The sequence below is a fragment of the Roseibium suaedae genome, assembly GCF_900142725.1.
GTDB lineage: Bacteria > Pseudomonadota > Alphaproteobacteria > Rhizobiales > Stappiaceae > Roseibium > Roseibium suaedae.
In genome coordinates this window covers 115,477-135,216 of record NZ_FRBW01000003.1, presented here as the reverse complement: position 1 = coordinate 135,216, position 19,740 = coordinate 115,477, and the positions used below count along the sequence as shown (strand labels likewise).

General features: G+C 61.6%; 14 protein-coding genes. 5 read left to right on the top strand and 9 right to left on the bottom strand.

Annotated elements, in window-relative coordinates; all coding sequences use genetic code 11:
* Positions 1–42 precede the first annotated feature (42 nt).
* Positions 43–1,335, top strand: a complete 1,293-nt coding sequence (locus tag BUA94_RS14250) for an RsmB/NOP family class I SAM-dependent RNA methyltransferase (RefSeq protein WP_073014002.1) — start codon at positions 43–45, stop codon at positions 1,333–1,335.
* A gap of 687 nt (positions 1,336–2,022) precedes the next feature.
* On the opposite strand, the gene BUA94_RS14245 is transcribed toward BUA94_RS14250, so the two are convergent.
* Positions 2,023–3,297, bottom strand: coding sequence for a tetratricopeptide repeat protein (locus BUA94_RS14245; RefSeq protein ID WP_175558045.1), 1,275 nt, complete (start codon positions 3,295–3,297; stop codon positions 2,023–2,025).
* A 382-nt stretch (positions 3,298–3,679) separates the two neighbouring features.
* Between BUA94_RS14245 and guaA the strand changes: the two genes are divergently transcribed.
* Complete coding sequence (gene guaA, locus BUA94_RS14240) at positions 3,680–5,245, top strand: glutamine-hydrolyzing GMP synthase (protein ID WP_073014000.1); 1,566 nt, start codon at positions 3,680–3,682, stop codon at positions 5,243–5,245.
* 254 nt (positions 5,246–5,499) lie between these two features.
* On the opposite strand, the gene ydiJ is transcribed toward guaA, so the two are convergent.
* The 4 genes from ydiJ to ubiT all read right to left on the bottom strand — a co-directional run bounded on the left by ydiJ (position 5,500) and on the right by ubiT (position 11,138).
* Positions 5,500–8,544 carry a D-2-hydroxyglutarate dehydrogenase YdiJ gene (gene ydiJ, locus BUA94_RS14235; protein ID WP_073013999.1) on the bottom strand — a complete coding sequence of 1,015 codons (3,045 nt, stop codon included), beginning with the start codon at positions 8,542–8,544 and terminating at the stop codon, positions 5,500–5,502.
* A gap of 155 nt (positions 8,545–8,699) precedes the next feature.
* Positions 8,700–9,602: a ubiquinone anaerobic biosynthesis protein UbiV gene (ubiV, locus tag BUA94_RS14230; protein WP_073013998.1), complete on the bottom strand. Its 903-nt coding sequence runs from the start codon at positions 9,600–9,602 to the stop codon at positions 8,700–8,702.
* A 4-nt stretch (positions 9,603–9,606) separates the two neighbouring features.
* Positions 9,607–10,584, bottom strand: coding sequence for a ubiquinone anaerobic biosynthesis protein UbiU (gene ubiU, locus BUA94_RS14225; protein ID WP_073014380.1), 978 nt, complete (start codon positions 10,582–10,584; stop codon positions 9,607–9,609).
* The gene (gene ubiT, locus BUA94_RS14220) at positions 10,584–11,138 is read right to left on the bottom strand and encodes a ubiquinone anaerobic biosynthesis accessory factor UbiT (protein WP_073014379.1); all 555 of its coding nucleotides are present in this window, start codon (positions 11,136–11,138) and stop codon (positions 10,584–10,586) included. Before ubiT ends, ubiU begins: the two co-directional genes overlap by 1 nt.
* Before the next feature lie 243 nt (positions 11,139–11,381).
* On the opposite strand from ubiT, the gene BUA94_RS14215 reads away from it, so the two are divergent.
* Together BUA94_RS14215 and BUA94_RS14210 are read left to right on the top strand one after the other, a co-directional pair.
* On the top strand, positions 11,382–12,074 hold the full coding sequence (locus tag BUA94_RS14215; protein ID WP_073013997.1) for an NnrU family protein: 693 nt from the start codon (positions 11,382–11,384) through the stop codon (positions 12,072–12,074).
* Between the two features lie 107 nt (positions 12,075–12,181).
* Positions 12,182–12,391 (top strand): DUF4287 domain-containing protein, encoded by a 210-nt coding sequence (locus tag BUA94_RS14210; protein ID WP_073013996.1) that lies wholly within the window; start codon positions 12,182–12,184, stop codon positions 12,389–12,391.
* A 79-nt stretch (positions 12,392–12,470) separates the two neighbouring features.
* On the opposite strand, the gene amaB is transcribed toward BUA94_RS14210, so the two are convergent.
* A complete protein-coding gene (amaB, locus tag BUA94_RS14205) occupies positions 12,471–13,970 on the bottom strand; it encodes an L-piperidine-6-carboxylate dehydrogenase (RefSeq protein WP_073013995.1) in 1,500 nt (499 codons plus the stop codon).
* A gap of 115 nt (positions 13,971–14,085) precedes the next feature.
* Between amaB and BUA94_RS14200 the strand changes: the two genes are divergently transcribed.
* Positions 14,086–15,036 (top strand): LysR substrate-binding domain-containing protein, encoded by a 951-nt coding sequence (locus BUA94_RS14200; RefSeq protein ID WP_073013994.1) that lies wholly within the window; start codon positions 14,086–14,088, stop codon positions 15,034–15,036.
* 325 nt (positions 15,037–15,361) lie between these two features.
* Here BUA94_RS14200 and BUA94_RS14195 read toward each other — a convergent pair whose 3' ends face one another.
* Genes BUA94_RS14195 through BUA94_RS14185 form a run of 3 tightly spaced genes read right to left on the bottom strand, consistent with a single transcriptional unit; the run spans position 15,362 to position 19,508 of the window.
* Positions 15,362–16,165 carry an inositol monophosphatase family protein gene (locus BUA94_RS14195; protein ID WP_073013993.1) on the bottom strand — a complete coding sequence of 268 codons (804 nt, stop codon included), beginning with the start codon at positions 16,163–16,165 and terminating at the stop codon, positions 15,362–15,364.
* Positions 16,166–16,200: 35 nt separating this feature from the next.
* Positions 16,201–17,262 (bottom strand): ABC transporter ATP-binding protein, encoded by a 1,062-nt coding sequence (locus BUA94_RS14190; RefSeq protein ID WP_073013992.1) that lies wholly within the window; start codon positions 17,260–17,262, stop codon positions 16,201–16,203.
* Positions 17,259–19,508, bottom strand: coding sequence for an ABC transporter permease (locus BUA94_RS14185; RefSeq protein ID WP_073014378.1), 2,250 nt, complete (start codon positions 19,506–19,508; stop codon positions 17,259–17,261). The genes BUA94_RS14190 and BUA94_RS14185 overlap by 4 nt, the downstream gene beginning before the upstream one ends.
* Positions 19,509–19,740: the final 232 nt, after the last annotated feature.

Below are 19,740 nucleotides of genomic sequence, written 5' to 3'. Positions count from 1 at the left end.
TCCAGGCCAGCCGGAACGGGCTGGCCTGTCAGGAGAATACCCATGAGGGATGGTGGCCGCCTTTCCGCTGCAATTGAAGTCTTGAGTGAAGTGGAAAGCCGTCACCGGCCCGTCCAGCTTGCCCTGCGCGACTGGGGCACGTCTCACCGGTTTGCCGGGTCCGGCGACCGGACCGTCATCGGCAATCTGGTCTATGATGCCCTGCGCTACCGTCAGTCGCTGGCCTGGCGCATGGGCTCGGAAGAGCCGCGCGTGCTGGTTCTGGCAACCTATGTGCTGACCTGGGAACAGGGGCTCGAGCGGTTGAAGACCGTTCTGGCTGAAGATCACCATGCTCCGGAGCCCTTGAGCGAAACAGAAGAGCAGCGCCTGGCGGAAGCTCCCGAGGGGACGCCCGAGGCTCATGATGCTGCCGATGTTCCGGCCTGGCTGTGGCCGTCCTTCCTCGAAGTGTTCGGTGAGAATGCCGAGGCGGAGGGCAGGGCACTTGCGACCCGCGCACCGATCGACATGCGCCTCAATACGCTGAAATCCACCCGAGAAAAGCTGCTCAAGCGGCTTGCCCATGCCGGTGCAGAAGCAACTGCGATCGCCCCAACAGGCCTGCGCATTGCGGCCAAGGCCGGATCTGCCCGCATGCCTCATGTCCAGGCCGAAGAAGGCTATCAGAAGGGCTGGTTCGAGCTTCAGGACGAGGCGAGCCAGATCGTCTCCCTGCTTGCCGGTGCCAAGGCCGGTGAACAGGTGCTGGATCTTTGCGCTGGTGGTGGCGGCAAGACCCTTGCCCTGGCCGCAGCCATGGAAAACAAGGGCCAGATCTATGCGTTTGACGCCGACCGTCTGCGCCTTGCGCCGATCCATGAGCGCCTGAAGCGGGCAGGGGTTCATAACGTTCAGGTTCGCGATCCGGCCAGTTCCAAGCTGGACGATCTCAAGGATGGAATGGACCTCGTCTTCATCGACGCGCCCTGCACCGGAACGGGCGTTTGGCGCCGTCGTCCGGATTCAAAGTGGAAGCTGACCGAGAAGGCCCTTGCCGACCGGGTGGAAGATCAGGCCCGCGTGCTGGACACGGCTGCCGGTTTCGTCAAGCCGGGCGGCCGCCTGGCCTATGTCACCTGCTCCGTCCTGCCGCAGGAAAACAGCGGCCAGATCAAGGCTTTCCTGGAGCGGCATCCTGAGTTCTCCGTCCGCCCGGCCCTTGCTTCCTGGCAAGGTCTGTTCGGGACCGACAAGGATCCGGCCTATGCGGGCGAGCTGGGGGACCTGCTTCTGACACCGGCGACCACCGGATCCGACGGTTTCTACTTCGCGCTTCTCGAGCGCTCGGCCTGAAAAAGCTTTAGGCATTGAAATGAAAAAGCCGGAGCAGCAATGCCTCCGGCTTTTTTGTTTTCAGGGACGCGCACCCCATGCCCTGACGTCACCCCGGCCGCAGGCGGAGCCGGAGAGCCGGGGCTCATTCGCCTGTTCGGGAACGCAGGCAGGAGAAGGAAGCTGACGGAGTTTTGCCGAAACGGCTCTCAATGCGCTTTGGGCTGCGAGCCGTTGCCGTTTCAAGAAAAGCTCTGCGAATGAGTGGGTCCCGGATCTTCGCTTCGCTGCGTCCGGGATGACGGTGGAGAGCTTGATAGTTTTGTCGGCAGGACGAAGACGGAGGGGATTTCTCGTGCGGAAAGGCTGGTTTAGCCAGCTTTCCCGCTCGAAACCTTTTGGGCCGTCACCCCGGCCAAGCGGAGCGCGAGCCGGGGCCTACTCGCTTGTCCGGGAAGGCAGGCAGGAGAGGGCGCCGAAGGCGTTCTGCCGAAACGGCTCTCAATGCGCTTTGGGCTGCGAGCCCTTGCCGTTTCAAGAAAAGCTCTGCGAGTGAGTGGGTCCCGGAACTCCGCTTCGCTGCGCCCGGGATGACGGTGGAGAGCTTGATAGTTTTGTCAGAAGCCTGAAAACCGAAGCAAAATAGCTCCGGTTTTCTTGCCCTGAATACGTTCTGCTTGGTTTCCAGAAACGGAATGAGCAGCAGGCTCAGCCGGCAGAGCGGTCACCGGGAGATGCGAACATGTCGATCTGTTCCATTTCTTCGGGGCTTGCTTCGTGCTGGAACAGGCCCTGCTCCTGAGGCTCTGGTGCTGGTGCGGGGGATGCGGCTTTTGCCGGAGCAGGATCCTGCGAGTCCTCCGGCACTTCGGTCTCATAGGACGCTTCTTCAGGATGCACTTCCTCATGCGCGCTCGAGAAAGGCGGTTTGGCGGGCTCGATGCCCTTTTTCAGCTGTTCAGCCGCAGCGGAAAGTTCGGCCGCAGTCTGCAGCGCCTTCTGCTGCTCTGCTGCAAGGCAAGCCTCATCCACCCGGTCGAGCAGGGCATCGTCCATCGGGGTCTTGCGGGCAATGTTGGTGAGAACCGCACGGGCAACCAGCATCTGACCAAGAGCGGCCAGGGCAGACCCGAGGGCGTTGCCGGCTTCCGGGTTCTGAGGCGATACGCGGACAGCCTGACGGGCATGAAGCAGCGCGTCGATGCCATTGCCCATCTTCCGGCAGACGGTGCTCAGGCGCACCAGCGTTTCCAGGCGGTGGCCGGGATCCACTTCGATTGCCTTCATCAGGGCATCATGGGCTTCCTCGAAGGCGCCTTGATGCTGAAGCGCATCCGACATGATGCGTAAGGGGGCACCAGCCGAGGGTTGAAGCTCGTGAGCCCGCCGGGCCAGATCCAGCGCTTCATCAAAGCGCTTCCGGCGGATGCAGAGTTCCGCCAGCGAGATCAGCGCCGGCTGATAGGTCGGATCGATGTTGACGGCCTTGCGCAAGGAGGCAACCGCGTTGGATGTCTGCGCATCGGTGGAAATGATCTGGCCATAGAGTGTCAGTGCCGGTGCACTGTCAGGCATCAGGGCCAGCAGCCGCTGGGCCGGGTCGAGGGCTGCGGCCCGCTTGCCCTGTTCCATCCGGACGGTCGCAAGGCCATAAAGCGCATTGCGATTGTCGGGCGAGGCGGCCAGCACTTCGATGAAATTGGTTTCCGCATTGGCGTGATCGCCCAGTAGAAACTGGCAATTGCCGAGGTTGGCCCGGGCCGCCGTATTGTCCGGTTCGACGAAGACGACCCGGCGCAGCTGGGAGGCCGCTTCCTCCAGATGACCGGCCCGCAACAGGGCTGTTGCCGCCCGGTAGGCGATTTCCATGTCATCGGGGGCAAGCTCAAGCGCAGTCAGATAAGCATTGAGCGCGCTGCCGCTGTCTCCCTGCCGGTCAAATTCGAGGGCCTCGTCAAAGGCCGTCCGGGCCGGTGTGGTCATCACAGTTTCCCTGTGGAGGTTTCCCTCCGGGCCAATCCAGATGCCTGAGGCAGCAAGCGCCGCCATCTGGCATGTCACAAGTCTTCGGGGCGGCGCTGACCTTGCAGCTGCCCCATCTCAGCGGGGAATTTGCCCCAACTGGTCTGCCGGTGCAGGAACGCTCCCGGCAAGGATGCGTTGCAAACCGAATCTCAAGAACAGTCTACACGTGCGATTGCGGTCATCCGATGGCGGAAATGCTGAGGTTCCGCCCAATCAGGCAAACACTCGCCCATGGACATGCTGGCACAGAGAGGCCCAAAACGCGCCCCTTAAAAAACTGCCGCCCACAACATCATTTTGACCTTCATTTTGAGACCGGAAGAGGCTAGAAGCTTGGCCCATGACACAGCATGACCGCCTCCTTATCATCGACTTCGGTTCTCAGGTTACGCAGCTGATCGCCCGGCGCCTGCGCGAACTGAACGTCTACTGTGAAATCCATCCCTACCAGAACGTCACGGACGCTTTTCTGGCAGAGTTCGCGCCCAAGGCCGTGATCTTCTCCGGCGGCCCGGATTCGGTCGTGCGCGAAGGATCTCCGCGTCCGCCCCAGTCGGTTTATTCCTTGGGCGTTCCGATCCTTGGTATCTGCTACGGCCAGCAGGTCATGATGCAGGATCTGGGCGGCAAGGTGGAAGCCGGCCAGTCACACACCGCTGAATTCGGTCGCGCCTATGTCACCCCCGGTGGCGAGCGTCTGGACCTTCTGTCCGGCTGGTTCCTGGATGGCAGCGGCCGCGAACAGGTGTGGATGTCTCATGGCGACCACGTTTCCGAGATCGCGCCGGGCTTCAAGGTCTATGCAACGTCTCCGGGCGCACCCTTTGCCATCACGGCAGATGCAGAGCGCCGGTTCTTTGCCGTGCAGTTCCACCCGGAAGTGCACCACACGCCGAACGGCAAGACCCTCTACGAGAACTTCGTCAAGATGGCAGGGTTCTCCGGTGACTGGACCATGTCCGCCTACCGGGAGGAAATGGTCGAGGCGATCCGCCGTCAGGTGGGCGATGACAAGGTCATCTGTGCGCTTTCCGGCGGTGTGGATTCCTCCGTTGCTGCGGCCCTGATTCATGAAGCCATCGGCGAGAACCTGACCTGCGTCTTCGTTGACCACGGTCTGCTGCGTCTCAACGAGGCGGAAGAAGTCGTCGGCATGTTCCGCGACCACATGAACCTGCGCGTGATCCATGCCCAGGAACAGGATCTGTTTCTCGGTGAGCTGGAAGGGGTTTCCGACCCTGAAACCAAACGCAAGATCATCGGCAAGCTGTTCATCGACGTGTTCCAGAAATACGCCGACCAGATCGATGGCGCCCGGTTCCTGGCTCAGGGCACCCTTTATCCGGACGTGATCGAAAGCGTGTCCTTCTCGGGCGGTCCTTCGGTCACCATCAAGTCGCACCACAATGTTGGCGGCCTGCCGGAAAAGATGGGCCTCAAGCTGGTCGAGCCGCTGCGTGAACTCTTCAAGGACGAAGTGCGGGCCCTTGGCCACGAGCTCGGTCTTCCGGCAAGCTTCATTGGCCGTCACCCGTTCCCGGGACCCGGCCTTGCCATCCGCTGCCCAGGCGAGATCACCCGCGAGAAGCTGGATATCCTGCGCAAGGCAGATGCGGTCTATATCGACCAGATCCGCAAGCACGGTCTCTACGACGAGATCTGGCAGGCCTTTGTCGCGATCCTTCCCGTGCGCACTGTCGGTGTCATGGGCGATGGTCGCACCTACGACTACGCCTGTGCGCTGCGCGCCGTGACTTCTGTCGACGGCATGACTGCGGATTACTATCCGTTCAGCCATGAATTCCTGGGCGAAACCGCCACGCGGATCATCAACGAGGTCAAGGGCATCAACCGCTGCACCTACGACATCACCTCCAAGCCGCCGGGAACCATCGAGTGGGAGTGATCCCCGCTCTGGTTTGAGGTCATGAAAAAGCCCGCGAAATCGCGGGCTTTTTATTGCTGACAAAAGGTGCTCTTTCCCCGTTCGTCATGGTCGGGCTTGACCCGACCATCTGCAAGCCATTGACCTGTGTAGGTCCTCGGCTCAAGGCCGAGGATGACGGTGGAGAGGTAGAAGCTTTGTCAGCAGTCTGAGCCCGCGAAATCGCGGGCTTTTTTTATTTCTGCCGAGACCGGAGTCTCAAAGTTCCAGTCGCTTCAAACGCTCTGTGCCAAGGTCAGGCCGTTCAGAACCTGCAGAGGGTGCGGGAGGGACTTGTGGTCGATTTCCTTCACCTGTGACCGGCAGGAATAGCCTGTGGCCATGATGATTTCATCTGCGCCAGCCTTTGCCACGACGGGTGCCCAGCTCATGGCATAGAGCTGCTTGGACGTCTCCCGGTTCTTCGCCTCGTGGCCATAGGTTCCGGCCATGCCGCAACATCCGGTGCCGGCGATCGCAAGCGTGATGCCTTGAGCGGCAAAGATGCTCTGCCATTCCTTCATGGCAGAGGCCGCGTTGGTGCGCTCCGTGCAGTGGGTCATGAGCTTGTAGCTCTTGCCATCTGCAAGAGGCGTGGTGCTGAGGCGGTCGAGATGCCCTGCCAGCCATTCCTGGGGCAGGAGCACCCTGGACTTGAGTGTTGTTCTGGGCTGGGCGGCATATTCGCTGCGGAAGGCCAGGGTCATGGAAGGATCCAGGCCAACCAGGGTGATCCCGAGGTCTCCGAGCCGGTCCAGATAGATCCGGGTCTTTTCGGCCTCCTTCTCGAAGGCGCCGAGATAGCCGTGGACATGGAGCGGCTTGCCGTTCTGATGCGGTGCGGCCAGATAGGGCGTGAAGCCAAGCTTTTTGGCCAGCTCCACGGCGGCTGCAGCCACGGAGGGATCGAAATACTCGGTGAAGGCGTCGGCGACAAAGACGACGGCCTTTTGCCGTTCTTCCCGTGACAGGGAGCCCATGAGCGCTTCGGTTGCGATGCGGACCCCCACCTTCGCGGCTTGCCGGCGAAGGGTAATTTGCGGCAGGACGGGCAGGGCCGTAAGCCCCGCAACCTTCAGGGCGGCCTTGCCCAGTAGACTGCGCACGCCAAAATTATAGACCGGCTTCAGATGCACCATCAGCGGCAGCATGGACTCGATGGCAGCGACGAGCGGGTCCTTCATGGGGCGCAGATAGCGGCCGTAATAGACCTCGAGAAACTTGGCGCGGAAGGCCGGAACGCTGACCTTCACCGGGCACTGGCCCGCACAGGCCTTGCAGGCAAGGCACGTGTCCATCGCATCGCGCACTTCGTGGGAGAAGTCATCCCGGTTGGACGGGTTGAGCGAGTTCCAGGCCCGGACGGGCAGGGACAGGACGGAGAATCTGCTGCGGATGTCTGCCGCTTCCTTGCGCGGATCGACACCCTGTTCTGCCAGAAGGCTCAGCCATTCGCGCATGAGCGAGGCACGGCCCTTGGGCGAATAGCGCCGGTCCCGTGTCGCCTTGTAGGACGGGCACATGGGGCTCGTCTCGTCGAAGTCGAAACAGGCGCCGTTGCCGTTGCAGTATGCGGCATTGTCAAAGCCGTTTCGGATCTCCAGGCCGAGGATCTTGTCGCTTGTTCCCCGCAGCGGCACTTCGTCGATCTTCAGCAGGGACGCCCCTTCAGGAGCAGCAATCTTGCCCGGATTCAGCCGGTTTTCAGGATCGAAGGCGCGCTTGATGTCCTGAAGGCAAGGGTAAAGCGGCCCGAAGAATTCCGGCACGTATTCCGAACGCACGCCCTTGCCGTGTTCCCCCCACAGGACGCCGCCATATTTGCGTGTGAGCGCCACCACCGCATCTGAAATGCGCCGGACCATGGGTTGATGGTCGTCGCGGGTCAGATCCAGGGCTGGGCGCACATGGAGAACGCCTGCATCCACATGGCCGAACATGCCATAGGCAAGGCCTTCACCATCCAGAAGGGCGCGGAATTCGCGGATATAGGCCGCAAGGTTTTCCGGCGGAACCGCCGTATCCTCGACAAAGGGAACCGGACGGACAGGGCCATCGACATTGCCCAGCAGACCGACCGCACGCTTTCGCATGGTCCAGATCGCCTCGACGTCCTTTGCCTCGCGGGTGATCGTATAGCCCTTGTGCTGCATGGAAGCTGAGCCGTCGAGCGCGGAGGTCAGGACATCCAGCTTGGCGGAAATCTCTTCATCGGTCTCAGCGAGGACCTCGACGATGTTGATGCCATTGGCCGGATTGGCCGCATCCTCGGGGAAGTAGCGGGAAATGCCGCCCCAGACGATGTCGCCCTTGGCAAGGCCGAGCACCTTCTCGTCGACGGTTTCGACGGAGGCGACGTTCATCGCCGTCAGGGATCGGGCATCTTCCAGCGCCGTGTTGAAGTCGCTGTAGCGAATGTTGACCAGGGCAGAGCGGGCCGGGATTGGCAGCAGGTTGAGTTCCGCCTCGGCGATCATCGCCAGCGTGCCTTCCGAGCCGCAAAGGATCGCGTTGAGATCAAAGCTCCCGTCTTCCCGCAGGACATGAGCCAGATCAAACCCGGTCATGTAGCGGTTGAGGCTCGGGAAGATCGTCTCGATCTCCGACTTCTTCTCGCGGGCGATCGTCTCCACGGTCCGATAGATATCCCCGGCGCGGCCAGGCAGAAGAACAGCTTCCTCCAGCTCTTCGGCACTCATTGCCTTGGAACTCAGCTCTGAACCGTCCGTCAGGACCACCTTTAGTCCCAGGATGTGATTGCTGGTCTTGCCATAGAGGCAAGAGCCCTGGCCGCAGGCATCTGTCGAGATCATGCCGCCGATGGTGGCACGGTTGGACGTGGAGAGTTCCGGGGCAAAGAACAGTCCATGCGGAGCAAGGGCCCGGTTGAGCTGGTCCTTCACCACACCCGATTCCACGCGGGCAATGCGCCGAACCGGATCGATCTCGAGAATGCGGTTCATGTGGCGCGAGCAGTCGATGACAACGCCGCTGGTCAGGGACTGACCATTGGTGCCTGTCCCGCCGCCACGCGGCGCCACCACCACATGGGCATAGGCCGGTTCACTCAACACGCGCCCGATGGTCTTCAGGTCTTCAATGCCCTTGGGGAAGAGCACACCTGCAGGGGGCACCTGATAGATGGAATTGTCTGTTGCAAAGACCGTGCGCATGGCCGCGCCGGTTTCGATCTCGCCCTTGAACCCGGCCTCGATCAGCCTTTCAAAAAAGCCTGCGGGCGGAAGAGTGGACGCGAGCTTCGATTGAAGGCGTGGGATCATGACAGCAGACCGGCAAAAGCAGAGTGAGAAGGCGCACTGCCGCAGCAGGCGATGGCGCCCTTATATGTGAGGCGGCGCAAGGAACCAAGTCTGGATCCTCGCCGCCGCCTACTTGTCTGCCGCAATTTCGGCCGTCCGGGTTTGGCCGCAGGTTCTTATGGGGTCCGGGCTTGTCCGGACCAGGCGATGCCATTTGCTCCGCTCAGGAAGCCGTTACAGAAGGCGCCGCCGGGCGCGAGCGGCAGGGCGCGGGCACTCAGCTCTTCTGCATCGATGCGTCCGCTGACCAGATCATGGAACAGGGCAATGATGTTGAAAAAGCCCGTGTGCTGGGGCGACAGGCGAAGCCTGCGGATCCCGGCCGTTTTCAGGTCCTCATAGTCTGGCGCCATATTAGCGCAAGGGTCGGACAGGGTCTGCACACCATTGATGGCCAGGAATTTCTGATCATCCAGTGTGTCGACGGCCAGTCCGTCCGGATCATCGGCGCAGACAAACTGGCACTGGTCCTTGGGCCGGTCATGATAGCGGGCATGATAGCAGCGGCCGGAGATGGCGAGTGGCAGGCGGCCCCAGCCCCAAGCCTCCACGGGTGTCGAACCGGCAGCCTGAACAAGGCGCGCCAGAGAGCCCAGCGGCAATTCCGGCGGCAGGCAGAAGCTTTTTGCTCCACGCTGCTTGAGGAAGGACAACGTGCCCTCATTGTAGACATTGACCAGCGGGCCGACGGAAAAAGGAGATGTTTCCGGCAGGTGAGGGAGGGCCGTCAGGTCATTGACCTCGACTTCGATGCCCGTCTCTGCCAGCTCCGCGGTCATTTTGCGCTCGCGCTTCAAGGTGACCAGAGCCAGGCTTGTCAGCGCAACCTCCTTGCCTGCAGTCTGGAGCCGTTCGACAGCTTCCGGTATGCGGGTCTGATAGAAGGGCAGGCGCTTGGAACAGACCAGCTCCCCAAGCACGACCTTCTTCACGCCGGGCGTGTCAGCGAGCCGCGCATAGAAGTCGCTCCAGTGGCCGGCCTCCCAGAAGCCTTGTACAGGGCCGATTGTCAGGTCCATCCGCTTATCTCCAGATCTTGTTGTAGGCACCGGCAGTGGCGCTCTGGCCCTCGGTCAACTGGGCCAGCATGCCGGCGGGCACCGGGCGACCCTGTTCAAGCGCCTCGACAGCCGCCCTGAAATTGCGCACCACCTGCGCGACATAGGCCCGCGAGCGCTGGCGGCCTTCAATTTTCAGAGCCGTGACACCGGCCGTGGAAAGCGCCGGCAGCAGCTCTGACGCATCAAGGCTCGCCGGATCTTCGAAAACATAGCCGGTGCGGCTGCCGACCTTGAAACATCCTTTGCACAGGGTCGGATAAGGCGCAGGCGTTCCCTTGGCCGCCCGATGGATCGTATATCCGCCGAGCTTTGCCGCCAGCTCCTGGTCTTCCTCGGCATAAGTCACGTGGCTGGCCGGAGAGCAGACGCCATTCATGTTGGGGGACCGGCCGGTGATGAAGGAGGAAAGCGAGCAACGGCCCTCCGCCATGACGCAGAGCCCGCCAAAAACGAAGACTTCCGTTTCCACGTCGATTTCCCGGTTGATCGCCGCGATCTCCTGAACACTCAGCACCCGAGGCAGCACCACGCGCTTCACGTCGAAGGTTTCGGCATAGAAGTTGATGATGTCCGGATTGGCAGCAGCGGCCTGAACGGAGAGATGACGGCGAAGTCCCGGGTGCCTTTCTGCGGCATGGGCGATGAGACCCAGATCGGCAAGGATCACCGCATGAGCCCCGGCCTTCTCCGCATCTGCAACAGCCCGGTGCCACAGATCCTCGTTGCCTGCCGTCGGAAAGGTGTTGATGGCAACCAGCACCTTCGCGCCCTTGGACTTTGCATAGGCAATCCCGGATGCCAGTTCTTCCCGCGAGAAGTTCAGGCCGGGGAAGTTGCGGGCGTTGGTGTCGTCGGCAAAGCCGCAGTAAATCGAATGGGCTCCGGCATCGACGGCCGCACGCAGGGAGGCCGGTGTGCCGGCAGGGCAGACAAGTTCCATCATCGAACAGCTCCGGAGCGCGTGAAAGGCACCCCTGTCAGGGTTTCGGCAAGAGAGATGAGACGGGCGGTAGGACCGGCGAGCGGGCCGGTGAGGGCGGCGACTTCCGCGCCAAGATCCAGTTCCGCGTCATCGATCGCATTGCGCAAGGCAAGCGCGGCCGACGTATCGCCCTCAACCGTCAGATCCCGTGAGAAGAACAGCGCGTCCCCATCCCAAACCCCATGTACCAGGCCGATGAGAGCTGCCAGCTTGCCCGTGATTCTCGCATCAGCCTCCGGCGGACTTGCATGGACCGTGATGGCCAACGGATTCTGGCTCAGGTCCAGGCAGAAGGACAGGGGCACGTCACTCGCGCTGAGCGCAAAGCGGCAGTGCCGGTAAGGACCAAGCCGGCTCAAAAGCCCGGAGTGCTTCGCCAATATGCGCCGGGCCAGGTGGGTAAGCAGATGCTCTGCAGGAAGCGAAGGGGCAAGACGCAAGCCAAGGGCAAGAGCTGCTGGTATCTGCGGGATGGCCTTGTCCGCTGCCGTCTGGAAGGCAGGTGCTGTCATCGACATCTCCGGGAAAGAAAAGGACGTTTGGACAGCACCTTAAGGGGACGAATTGCTCCGGTTGTTGATGCACATCAACTTCGCGAACAGTCTCCTGGCGGAGATTTGAGAAAGGTGAGACTTGTTTGGAAGGCCTCGGCTGTGGATCGCTGCTGCCTTACACGTTAGACATGCAACCGGAGAATCGGACGGCATGTGATCCGGCACAGCGCGTGGCGCTTTGCAGCTGAAGGGAGTTCGGGAATGAGTGATGGTGCTGCCTGGGGTGAATTTGCCCTGGCCTTCGGTGTGTTTCTGGGGGCTCACAGACTGCCCGTCCTGCCTCCAGTGCGCGGCAAGCTGACGGCCATTCTCGGCAAGACTGGTTTCACCATCGTCTATTCGCTCCTGTCTCTTGCCCTGCTGGCCTGGGTGATCGAGGCAGCTGCCGACGCGCCCTATATCTCCCTGTGGGAGCCGACGGTTCCGCTGGTTCACACAACCTTTCTGCTGATGGGCATCGCCTTCCTGCTTTTCGGTCTGGCGATTTCCCGGCCCAATCCTTTCTCGTTTGGCGGGTTGCGCAATGATGCTTTCGATCCGGCGCGTCCGGGGATCGTCCGCTGGATCCGTCATCCGATGCTTGCAGCGCTCGCGCTCTGGGCAATCGGCCACCTGATTTCGAATGGCGATCTGGCCCACGTGATCCTGTTCGGCAGCCTGGGTCTTTTCGCGCTTCTCGGCATGCGCCTGATCGACAGGCGCAAGAAGCGGACGATGGGCGCAGAGTGGGACCGTTTGCTTCAGGACCTGAAGGCCCAGTCGTGGCTGAAAGGGTTTGCGCCATTTCCGGCGTTCCTCATCCGGGTGATCTTTGCCGCCGGCTGCATGGTGTTCATGCTGCTCCTGCACCCGTTGCTCCTGGGCGTCGATCCGCTTGTCTATTTCGGCGGTTAGTGGATCGGATCTTTCACCCGCGGTTTCTGCTCTGGGTAGATTGAATCTTCGGGCGAGACCTTGAAGAGTAAAAGCAGGATCTGCAAGCGGGAGGTGAGGGATCAACCATGACAGAGCGCGTGAAGGGACCGGCGTCCTATTTTCCATCCATCGAGGCCAAATACGGCCGGCCGATTGCCGAATGGAAGGATCTGATCCGGTCAAAGGCCGGTCTGAAACACATGGAGATCGTTGCCTGGCTGAAGCAGGAGCACGGGCTGGGTCACGGCCATGCAAATGCTCTGGTTGCCGACACTTTGAAGGAAGGCAAAGCCTAGGCTTTGCCACGAACAGCTCGTTTCAAAACAAAACGGGCAGCCGAAGCTGCCCGTTTTCTGAAGTGCCAGTTCGTGTGCCTCAGATGTCGAACTTGACGCCCTGGGCAAGCGGCAGGGAGGCGGAATAGTTCACCGTAGACGTCTGGCGGCGCATATAGCCTTTCCAGGCATCCGAACCGCTTTCACGTCCACCACCGGTTTCCTTTTCCCCGCCGAAGGCCCCACCGATTTCAGCACCGGACGGGCCGATGTTCACATTGGCGATGCCGCAATCAGAACCGGAAGCCGACAGGAAGGTTTCCGCTTCCCGGATGTTCAGGGTGAAAATGCAGGAGGAAAGGCCCTGAGGCACGTCGTTCTGAAGGGTGATGGCTTCCTCCAGAGTGTCATATTCCATCACATAGAGGATCGGCGCGAAGGTCTCGGTCTTCACGGTCGCGGTCTGGCCGGGCATTTCGACCAGAGCCGGCGTCACATAGGCGCCGCCCGGAACCGTTCCGGAGACGATTTCACCGCCATGGACGACACCGCCCTCGGACCTGGCATTGGAGAGGGCTGTCTGCATGGCCTTGAGGGAAGCCTGATCAACCAGCGGGCCGACCAGAGTGCCGGCCTTGCGCGGATCGCCGACCGGCAGCGTGCCGTAGGCTTTGGCGAGCTTTGCCACAAGCTCTGCCTTCACCGACTTGTGGGCGATCAGGCGGCGCAGGGTCGTGCAGCGTTGACCGGCCGTGCCGACCGCTGAGAAGACGATGGCGCGCACGGCCATCTCAAGATCGGCCGAAGGGGCAACGATCATGGCGTTGTTGCCGCCAAGCTCCAGGATCGGACGTCCCCATCGGGCAGCCACCTTCGGGCCGACGATCTGGCCCATCCGGGTGGAACCGGTGGCCGACAGGATCGGAACGTCCTTGCTTTCCACCAGCGCATTGCCGATCTCCGCACCACCGATGACGACCTGGGACAGGCCTTCAGGAGCATCCGCGCCAAAGCGGGCAACGGCCTTTTCAAAGATCTTCTGGCAGGCAAGAGCCGTCAGCGGGGTCTTTTCGGACGGTTTCCAGATCACCGGATTGCCGCAGACAATGGCGAGTGCCGCATTCCAGGACCAGACGGCCACGGGGAAGTTGAAGGCGGAAATGACACCGCACGGCCCCATCGGATGCCAGGTTTCGGACATTTTGTGACCCGGGCGCTCGGACGCGATGGTGAGGCCGTAGAGCTGACGGGAAAGACCAACCGCGAAATCGCAGATGTCGATCATTTCCTGAACTTCGCCAAGGCCTTCGGATGTGATCTTGCCAGCTTCCAGGGTCACCAGAGCGCCAAGAGCGTCCTTGGCGGCGCGCAGTTCTTCACCAAGCAGGCGGACCAGTTCGCCGCGGCGCGGGGCCGGAACTGTGCGCCAGTCCTTGAAGGCTGCCTGTGAACGGGCAATGACGGCGTCCATGCTCTCAAGCGGCGTCTCGGCGATGCGGGCCACTTCCGCGCCATCAATGGGAGAGCGAACGGCAAGAGTGCCGCCGGAAAGCTCGCTTGCAGTAAAGCCATTGGCCTTGAGTACGTCCTGATGGTCCATCTTGAAACTCCTCGTGAGGTCGGCCGCAAGCAGGCAAGGGACCTGCGCAGGCGTGATTTGCCAGGAGAGTAGCTGTTTTTAACTTGAAGAAAATGCGTGAAAACGGATTAATTGCATGAGTAATAATCATGGAACTCAGCCCGTGTCACAGGCTTTCAAGCCCACCGATTTACCGAGCCTTGCCGTTCTGCGGTGTTTCGAGGCTGCAGCCCGTCATGAGAGTTTTACCGCAGCTGCCGAAGATCTGTCCCTGACCCAGGGTGCCATCAGCCGGCATGTCCGTGATCTGGAAGAGCATGTGGACGCGGCCCTGTTCCGGCGGGAGGGGCGTGGGGTCAGGCTCACCGACGCAGGCCGGACACTGGCTGCCAGTCTTTCCGGGGATCTGGATCGTTTGCGCCGGACGATCACCCACGCCATTGCAGCCGGAGACACGCGCCAGACCCTGAGTATTGCCACTCTGCCCACATTCGGTGCCCGCTGGCTTGTGCCAAGACTGCAAAGTTTCAAAGGCTTGGAACCGGATGTTGAGCTAGTTCTTTATAGCCGCAGCGAACCGTTCGACATTGCGGCAAGCGGGATTGATGCGGCCATTCACTTCGGCAGTGCGGATTGGCCGGGAGCCCAACTCACACCTTTATGCCCGGAAGGACTGGTGGCGGTCGTCGCCCCGGCACTCGCGGGACATGGGGAAGCGGTTGCTCCGGCAGATCTTCTGGCTCTGCCGCTCCTGCATATTTCGTCGCGTCCCTATCTTTGGGACCAGTTCGGTCAATCCCTTGGCGGGACACTGCGGCCCTTGCGAAAGGGAAGCACTTTCGACCAGTTCTCTCTGGTGATCGCCGCCGCGATTGCGGGTCTGGGCGCTGCCATCATCCCGCGTTATCTGATCGAGACGGAAATTGCCTCCGGTGCGCTTCTGGAAGTGGCAAAGGTGCCACCTGCGACCGACAAAGCCTATTTCATTGCCACGCCGTCCGGTACGCGCAATCCGCTAGCAGCGCAATTTATCAGCTGGATCAAGGGCCAGGTGACCACACGGGCAAGGATGCCGGAGCGGCGGTGACTGCACGGCATGTTTTAGGTCGCTGAAACGGTCTTATGCCGAAACTCGCAGCCACAATTTTGGACACTCTGGCAATGAGTGGGCCCCGGCTCTCCGGCTACGCCTGCGGCCGGGGTGACGTCTGCGGGCTGGGAACAGCAGTCACCCCGGGCGAGCAACGCGAGACCGGGGCCTACTCATTCGCAGAGCGGTTCTGGCCAACGTCTGTGTGCCTTCGCAGACACTCCTGAGCACGAGTTTCTGCATGGGTTTTACTGAACCCAAGTGCTCTCAAAAAAAAAGCCGGCGTCCGGACATGACCCCGGACGCCGGCTTTTTATCCGGCTCAGACGTCTGCCAGCTTCCAGATGTCGTCGCGGGCACCAGGGCCGGCGGCGATGACGGGAGCGCCCTTGGTGATGCCCTGCTGATCGGCCGGGAAAGGCAGGTAGTGGCCACCGGCCTCCTTGACCAGGCAATAGCCGGCCATGCAGTCCCAGGCGTGCATATAGGGCTCGTAGTAGCCAACCAGCTTGCCGGCGGCCACATAGGCCAGCATCAGCGCACCCGATCCGTTGCGGATCAGATTGCCGCCATTGGCCATCAAGGCCGTCACGATGGCGCCGACCTTCTCAGGTGTGACATGGCTGTTGCTGCCGATACCGGTCAGGCCGTTCTGCATGGTGCGGGCCGGATCAAGGGTCAAGACCTTGCCGTTGAGAGAGGCGCCGAAGCCTTCTGCGGCGACATAGAGCTCATTCAGGCAAGGGACGATGATCACCCCGATCACCGGTTCGCCATCGCGCACGACAGCGATGGAGACACACCATGTCGGCATGCCATTGACGAAGGGAGCCGTGCCGTCGATGGGATCAACGATCCAGGTGAAGGGAGAGGTTCCCTCGGTCTGGCCGTATTCTTCGCCGAGGAACCCGTCTTCCGGGAAGGCTTCGGCGACTTTCGCACGGAGCATTTCTTCAACGGTGCGGTCGGCAATGGACACCACGTCCTGAAGGTTCTTCTTGGTCTCGATCACCAGCGTCTCGCGCCGGTTGAAGAAATCGAGTGCCATGGCCCCGGCCTCGTCGGCAAGCGAACGGGCGAGGGCAAGGCGGTCTGCGATTGCGCCGGATTGGGCAACTTCGGTCATGTTCTTGTCGGATCCGTATGACAATGGGACGAAAATCAGGCCGCGATCAGCGCGATGCCCCTTGGGCGCAGGTTGATCGAAACCTCGGTCTGCGAGGGTAAGGGAGTAGTGACAGTGTGGTCCGTCACAAACAAGGTGCCCGCAGCGGTCTCTACCTCATACTCCACATGATCGCCGAGATAGGCGGAGGTCAGCACCTTGCCGGCCAGACCCGAGCCGTTGCGCTCGCTGACGCCGACAGCGCCCGGCCTGATGGCCAGCTGGGCAGAGCCGGGACGGGCGCCTGAACTTGGTACCTTGTGCTCAAGATCTCCGACCCGGACCAGGGCCATTCCGCCCTCGACCGACACCACGCTGCAAGGCACCACATTGGCTTCGCCCATGAAGTCGGCGATGAAGCTGCTGGCAGGAGCCTCGTAAAGGTCACGCGGGGCGCCGGACTGGGCAATATGGCCGTCCTTCATCACCACGATCGTGTCGGAAACCGCCAGCGCTTCATCCTGGTCGTGGGTCACATAGACCGCGGTGAAACCAAGCCGCTGCTGCAGCTCGCGGATTTCCGTCCGCACCCGGCGGCGCAGGCGGGCGTCGAGATTGGAAAGCGGCTCATCCAGCAGAAGAACCTGCGGTTCCAGAACCAGCGCACGGGCAACGGCAACGCGCTGCTGCTGGCCACCGGACAGCTCCGCCGGAAGCCGGTGCCCCATGCCGGCAAGACCGACCTGGGCGAGGCCTTCCTCGGCCTTTTCCTTGGCTTCCTTGCCCTTGAGACCGGAGGATTCCAGTCCATAGGCGACGTTCTCCAGAGCACTCATGTGCGGGAAAAGCGCGTAGGACTGGAAGACCATTGAAACATCGCGGGAATGGGCCGGCAGCATGGTGACGTCCTTGCCGCCGATCAGAATGCGGCCGGAAGTCGGATGCTCGAGCCCTGCCAGCATGCGCAGGGTCGTGGTCTTGCCGCAGCCCGACGGGCCGAGCAGCGTGACGAGGGTTCCCGGCTCGATGGTGAGCGACAGGTCCGGAATGGCGGTGAAACTGCCGAAGTCCTTGCGCACATGCTCGAAGACGACGGAGCCTGGCTTGAAGGTGGTCATGCGGTTTTCTCCTGAACGGACGGGCCTTGCGTCCCGGAATTGGATTGGGTCTTGGGGGCTGTGCCCGCAACGCGGTTTTCCCGGCGCAGGCGGCGTTCACCGACAAGCATCTGGAACCCGGCAATGATGGTGATCATCACGAAGATCAGCATGGAGGAGTAGGCGATGGCGACACCGTACTCGCCGTTCTCGACGAGACCGACAATGTAGGAGGTGGCCATGTTGTACTCGGCGCTGACCAGGAAGATGACGGCGCTGATGGATGTGATCGCCCGGACGAAGGAATAGACCAGAGCGGCGGTGATGGCTGGACGGAGCAACGGCAGGATCACCTTGCGCATGGTCCGCGCACTGTTGGCCCGGAGTGTCAGCGAGGCCTCGTCCAGGCTCTTGTCGAGCTGGCTCATGGCCGCGATGCCGCCACGCACGCCAACCGGCATATTGCGGAACACGAAGCAGGCGATCAGGATCAGGGCCGAACCGGTCATTTCCAGCGGCGGCAGGTTGAAGGCCAGAATGTAGCTGATGCCGATGACCGTGCCGGGAATGGCAAAGCTCATCATCAGGGCAAATTCAAAGGCATTCTGACCCGCGAACTTCTGGCGCACGATGATATAGGCGGTGAGCAAACCGACCGCAGCCGTCAGCGGAGCGGAGATCAGCGCAATCTCCATAGTGGTCCAGAAGGAGTTCCAGGCAACGCCGGTCCAGGCAATCGCGCCATCGGCAAAGCTGATTGAGAAGGCCTTGGCGTAATGCTCGATCGTGAGAGAATGATCGAGGCCCCAGGTCTTCACGAACCCACCGAAAATGATCATGCCGTAGACAATAACGGTGAAGATCATCCAGGGCACGACGATGCCGTGAACACCCCAGTTGAGGCCGCGAGGCAGGGCGATATGCGCACCGCTGTCGCCCTTGCCGGTTACGGTCGCGTAGTTCTTGCCCTTGAGCCAAAACCGCTGCGCCATGAAGGCGGTGAGGGTGAAGGTTAGCAGGATCATCGCCAGAACCGCAGCGCGGGAAGGATCGTTCTGCGAGCCAACGACTGCAAAGAAGATTTCCGTCGACAGAACCCCGTGGCTGCCACCGAGCACCAGCGGGTTGCCGAAGTCGGCCATGCTTTCGATGAATCCGATCAGGAAGGCATTGGCGAGACCCGGTTTCATCAGGGGCAGGGACACCTTGAGGAAGGTCTTCCACCGTCCGGCCCGCAGGGTCTGGGAGGCTTCTTCCAGGGAGGGGCTGACCCCTTCCACGACACCGATGAGAACGAGGAAGGAAATGGGGGTGAAGGACAGGACCTGAGCGATCCAGATGCCGGTCAGACCATAGAGCCAGCGGCCAGGCTCAATGCCGAAGAGTGCGGACAGGGCTTCCGTGATGACGCCGGAGCGGCCGAACAGAAGCGTCAGCGCGAGACCGATCACGAAGGGTGGAGTGATGATCGGCAGAACCGTCAGGAGCCGCAGGCCCTTCTTGAACGGAAACTGCGTACGGGTCGCAACCAGGGCAAAGGCAAGGCCCATGATCGTGGAGCCGAGGCCCGTCATCACTGCCAGCCAGAGCGTGCGCCAGGCCACACCGCAGCGGCCATCGCCAGTGATGCAGCCGAGGCTCCAGATACCGGGATCCTGCATGTTGCGGATCAGGCCATCCGGGCGGAAGGAGCCATCGAAATCCTGCACCGACCCGGCGAACATGCTGCCGATCGGATAGAACACGAACACTGTCACCAGGAAGATCAGAAGGGAGATCGATCCCGTGATGAAAGCGTCGCCCTTCATGGCGCCCCGTTCGGCAAGGCCGAAGGCAAAGAAGAGGACGAAGACAACAGACAGAGTGACCGCGCCAGCGCCCATGGAGGGCTGGCCCTGGGACAAGGGACCAAAAACGGTTTCCGTGATCGTCCAAGCCCAGCCGGAGAAACTGATCGCCAGACCTTGAGCGGCCAGGAAGAGGACACCTGCGCCACCGGCAATGGCCATCAGCAGGCCACGGCTTGATGCATTTGTCATCAACCTTGCAGATGCACCGATCAGGAACAGCAGCAGCGCAATGGCAATCCAGGGCCGGTCATGGGATGCGATCTGCAGGAGACCGGGGGCCACATTGCTGCTGAAGGGAAAATCCGGAACCCAGCTCAGGCCGAAAAAGCCACGGTCAATCCGGTACCAGGGAACCAGCAGAAACGCTGCGGCGCCCAGGAGAATGAGTATATCCAGTCGTCGATTGCCATTCTGCATGGCCATACCTGCCCGTTCTGTCTGCGGGAAAAGGGGCCCGGTCCGGAACAAGCCGGAGGGGCGAATGGGGCATTTCATCCCGCGCCGTCCCGGACGCAGCGTAGCGGAGATCCGGGACCGGTCCGCAATACAGTCTGCATGGAGAGCGCACGCAGGCGAATTGGCCCCGGCTCAAGGCCGGGGCGGCGCGGGAGGATGCCAGCCCGTCAGCATCCGGAGGGTCCTGATGCTG

Bases quoted from the DNA above. Each gene is read 5' to 3' on its own strand.
- BUA94_RS14250 (WP_073014002.1), top strand. From the start codon at position 43: ATGAGGGATGGTGGCCGCCTTTCCGCTGCAATTGAAGTCTTGAGTGAA.
- BUA94_RS14245 (WP_175558045.1), bottom strand. From the start codon at position 3,297: ATGACCACACCGGCCCGGACGGCCTTTGACGAGGCCCTCGAATTTGAC.
- guaA (WP_073014000.1), top strand. From the start codon at position 3,680: ATGACACAGCATGACCGCCTCCTTATCATCGACTTCGGTTCTCAGGTT.
- ydiJ (WP_073013999.1), bottom strand. From the start codon at position 8,544: ATGATCCCACGCCTTCAATCGAAGCTCGCGTCCACTCTTCCGCCCGCA.
- ubiV (WP_073013998.1), bottom strand. From the start codon at position 9,602: ATGGACCTGACAATCGGCCCTGTACAAGGCTTCTGGGAGGCCGGCCAC.
- ubiU (WP_073014380.1), bottom strand. From the start codon at position 10,584: ATGGAACTTGTCTGCCCTGCCGGCACACCGGCCTCCCTGCGTGCGGCC.
- ubiT (WP_073014379.1), bottom strand. From the start codon at position 11,138: ATGACAGCACCTGCCTTCCAGACGGCAGCGGACAAGGCCATCCCGCAG.
- BUA94_RS14215 (WP_073013997.1), top strand. From the start codon at position 11,382: ATGAGTGATGGTGCTGCCTGGGGTGAATTTGCCCTGGCCTTCGGTGTG.
- BUA94_RS14210 (WP_073013996.1), top strand. From the start codon at position 12,182: ATGACAGAGCGCGTGAAGGGACCGGCGTCCTATTTTCCATCCATCGAG.
- amaB (WP_073013995.1), bottom strand. From the start codon at position 13,970: ATGGACCATCAGGACGTACTCAAGGCCAATGGCTTTACTGCAAGCGAG.
- BUA94_RS14200 (WP_073013994.1), top strand. From the start codon at position 14,086: ATGAGTAATAATCATGGAACTCAGCCCGTGTCACAGGCTTTCAAGCCC.
- BUA94_RS14195 (WP_073013993.1), bottom strand. From the start codon at position 16,165: ATGACCGAAGTTGCCCAATCCGGCGCAATCGCAGACCGCCTTGCCCTC.
- BUA94_RS14190 (WP_073013992.1), bottom strand. From the start codon at position 17,262: ATGACCACCTTCAAGCCAGGCTCCGTCGTCTTCGAGCATGTGCGCAAG.
- BUA94_RS14185 (WP_073014378.1), bottom strand. From the start codon at position 19,508: ATGCAGAATGGCAATCGACGACTGGATATACTCATTCTCCTGGGCGCC.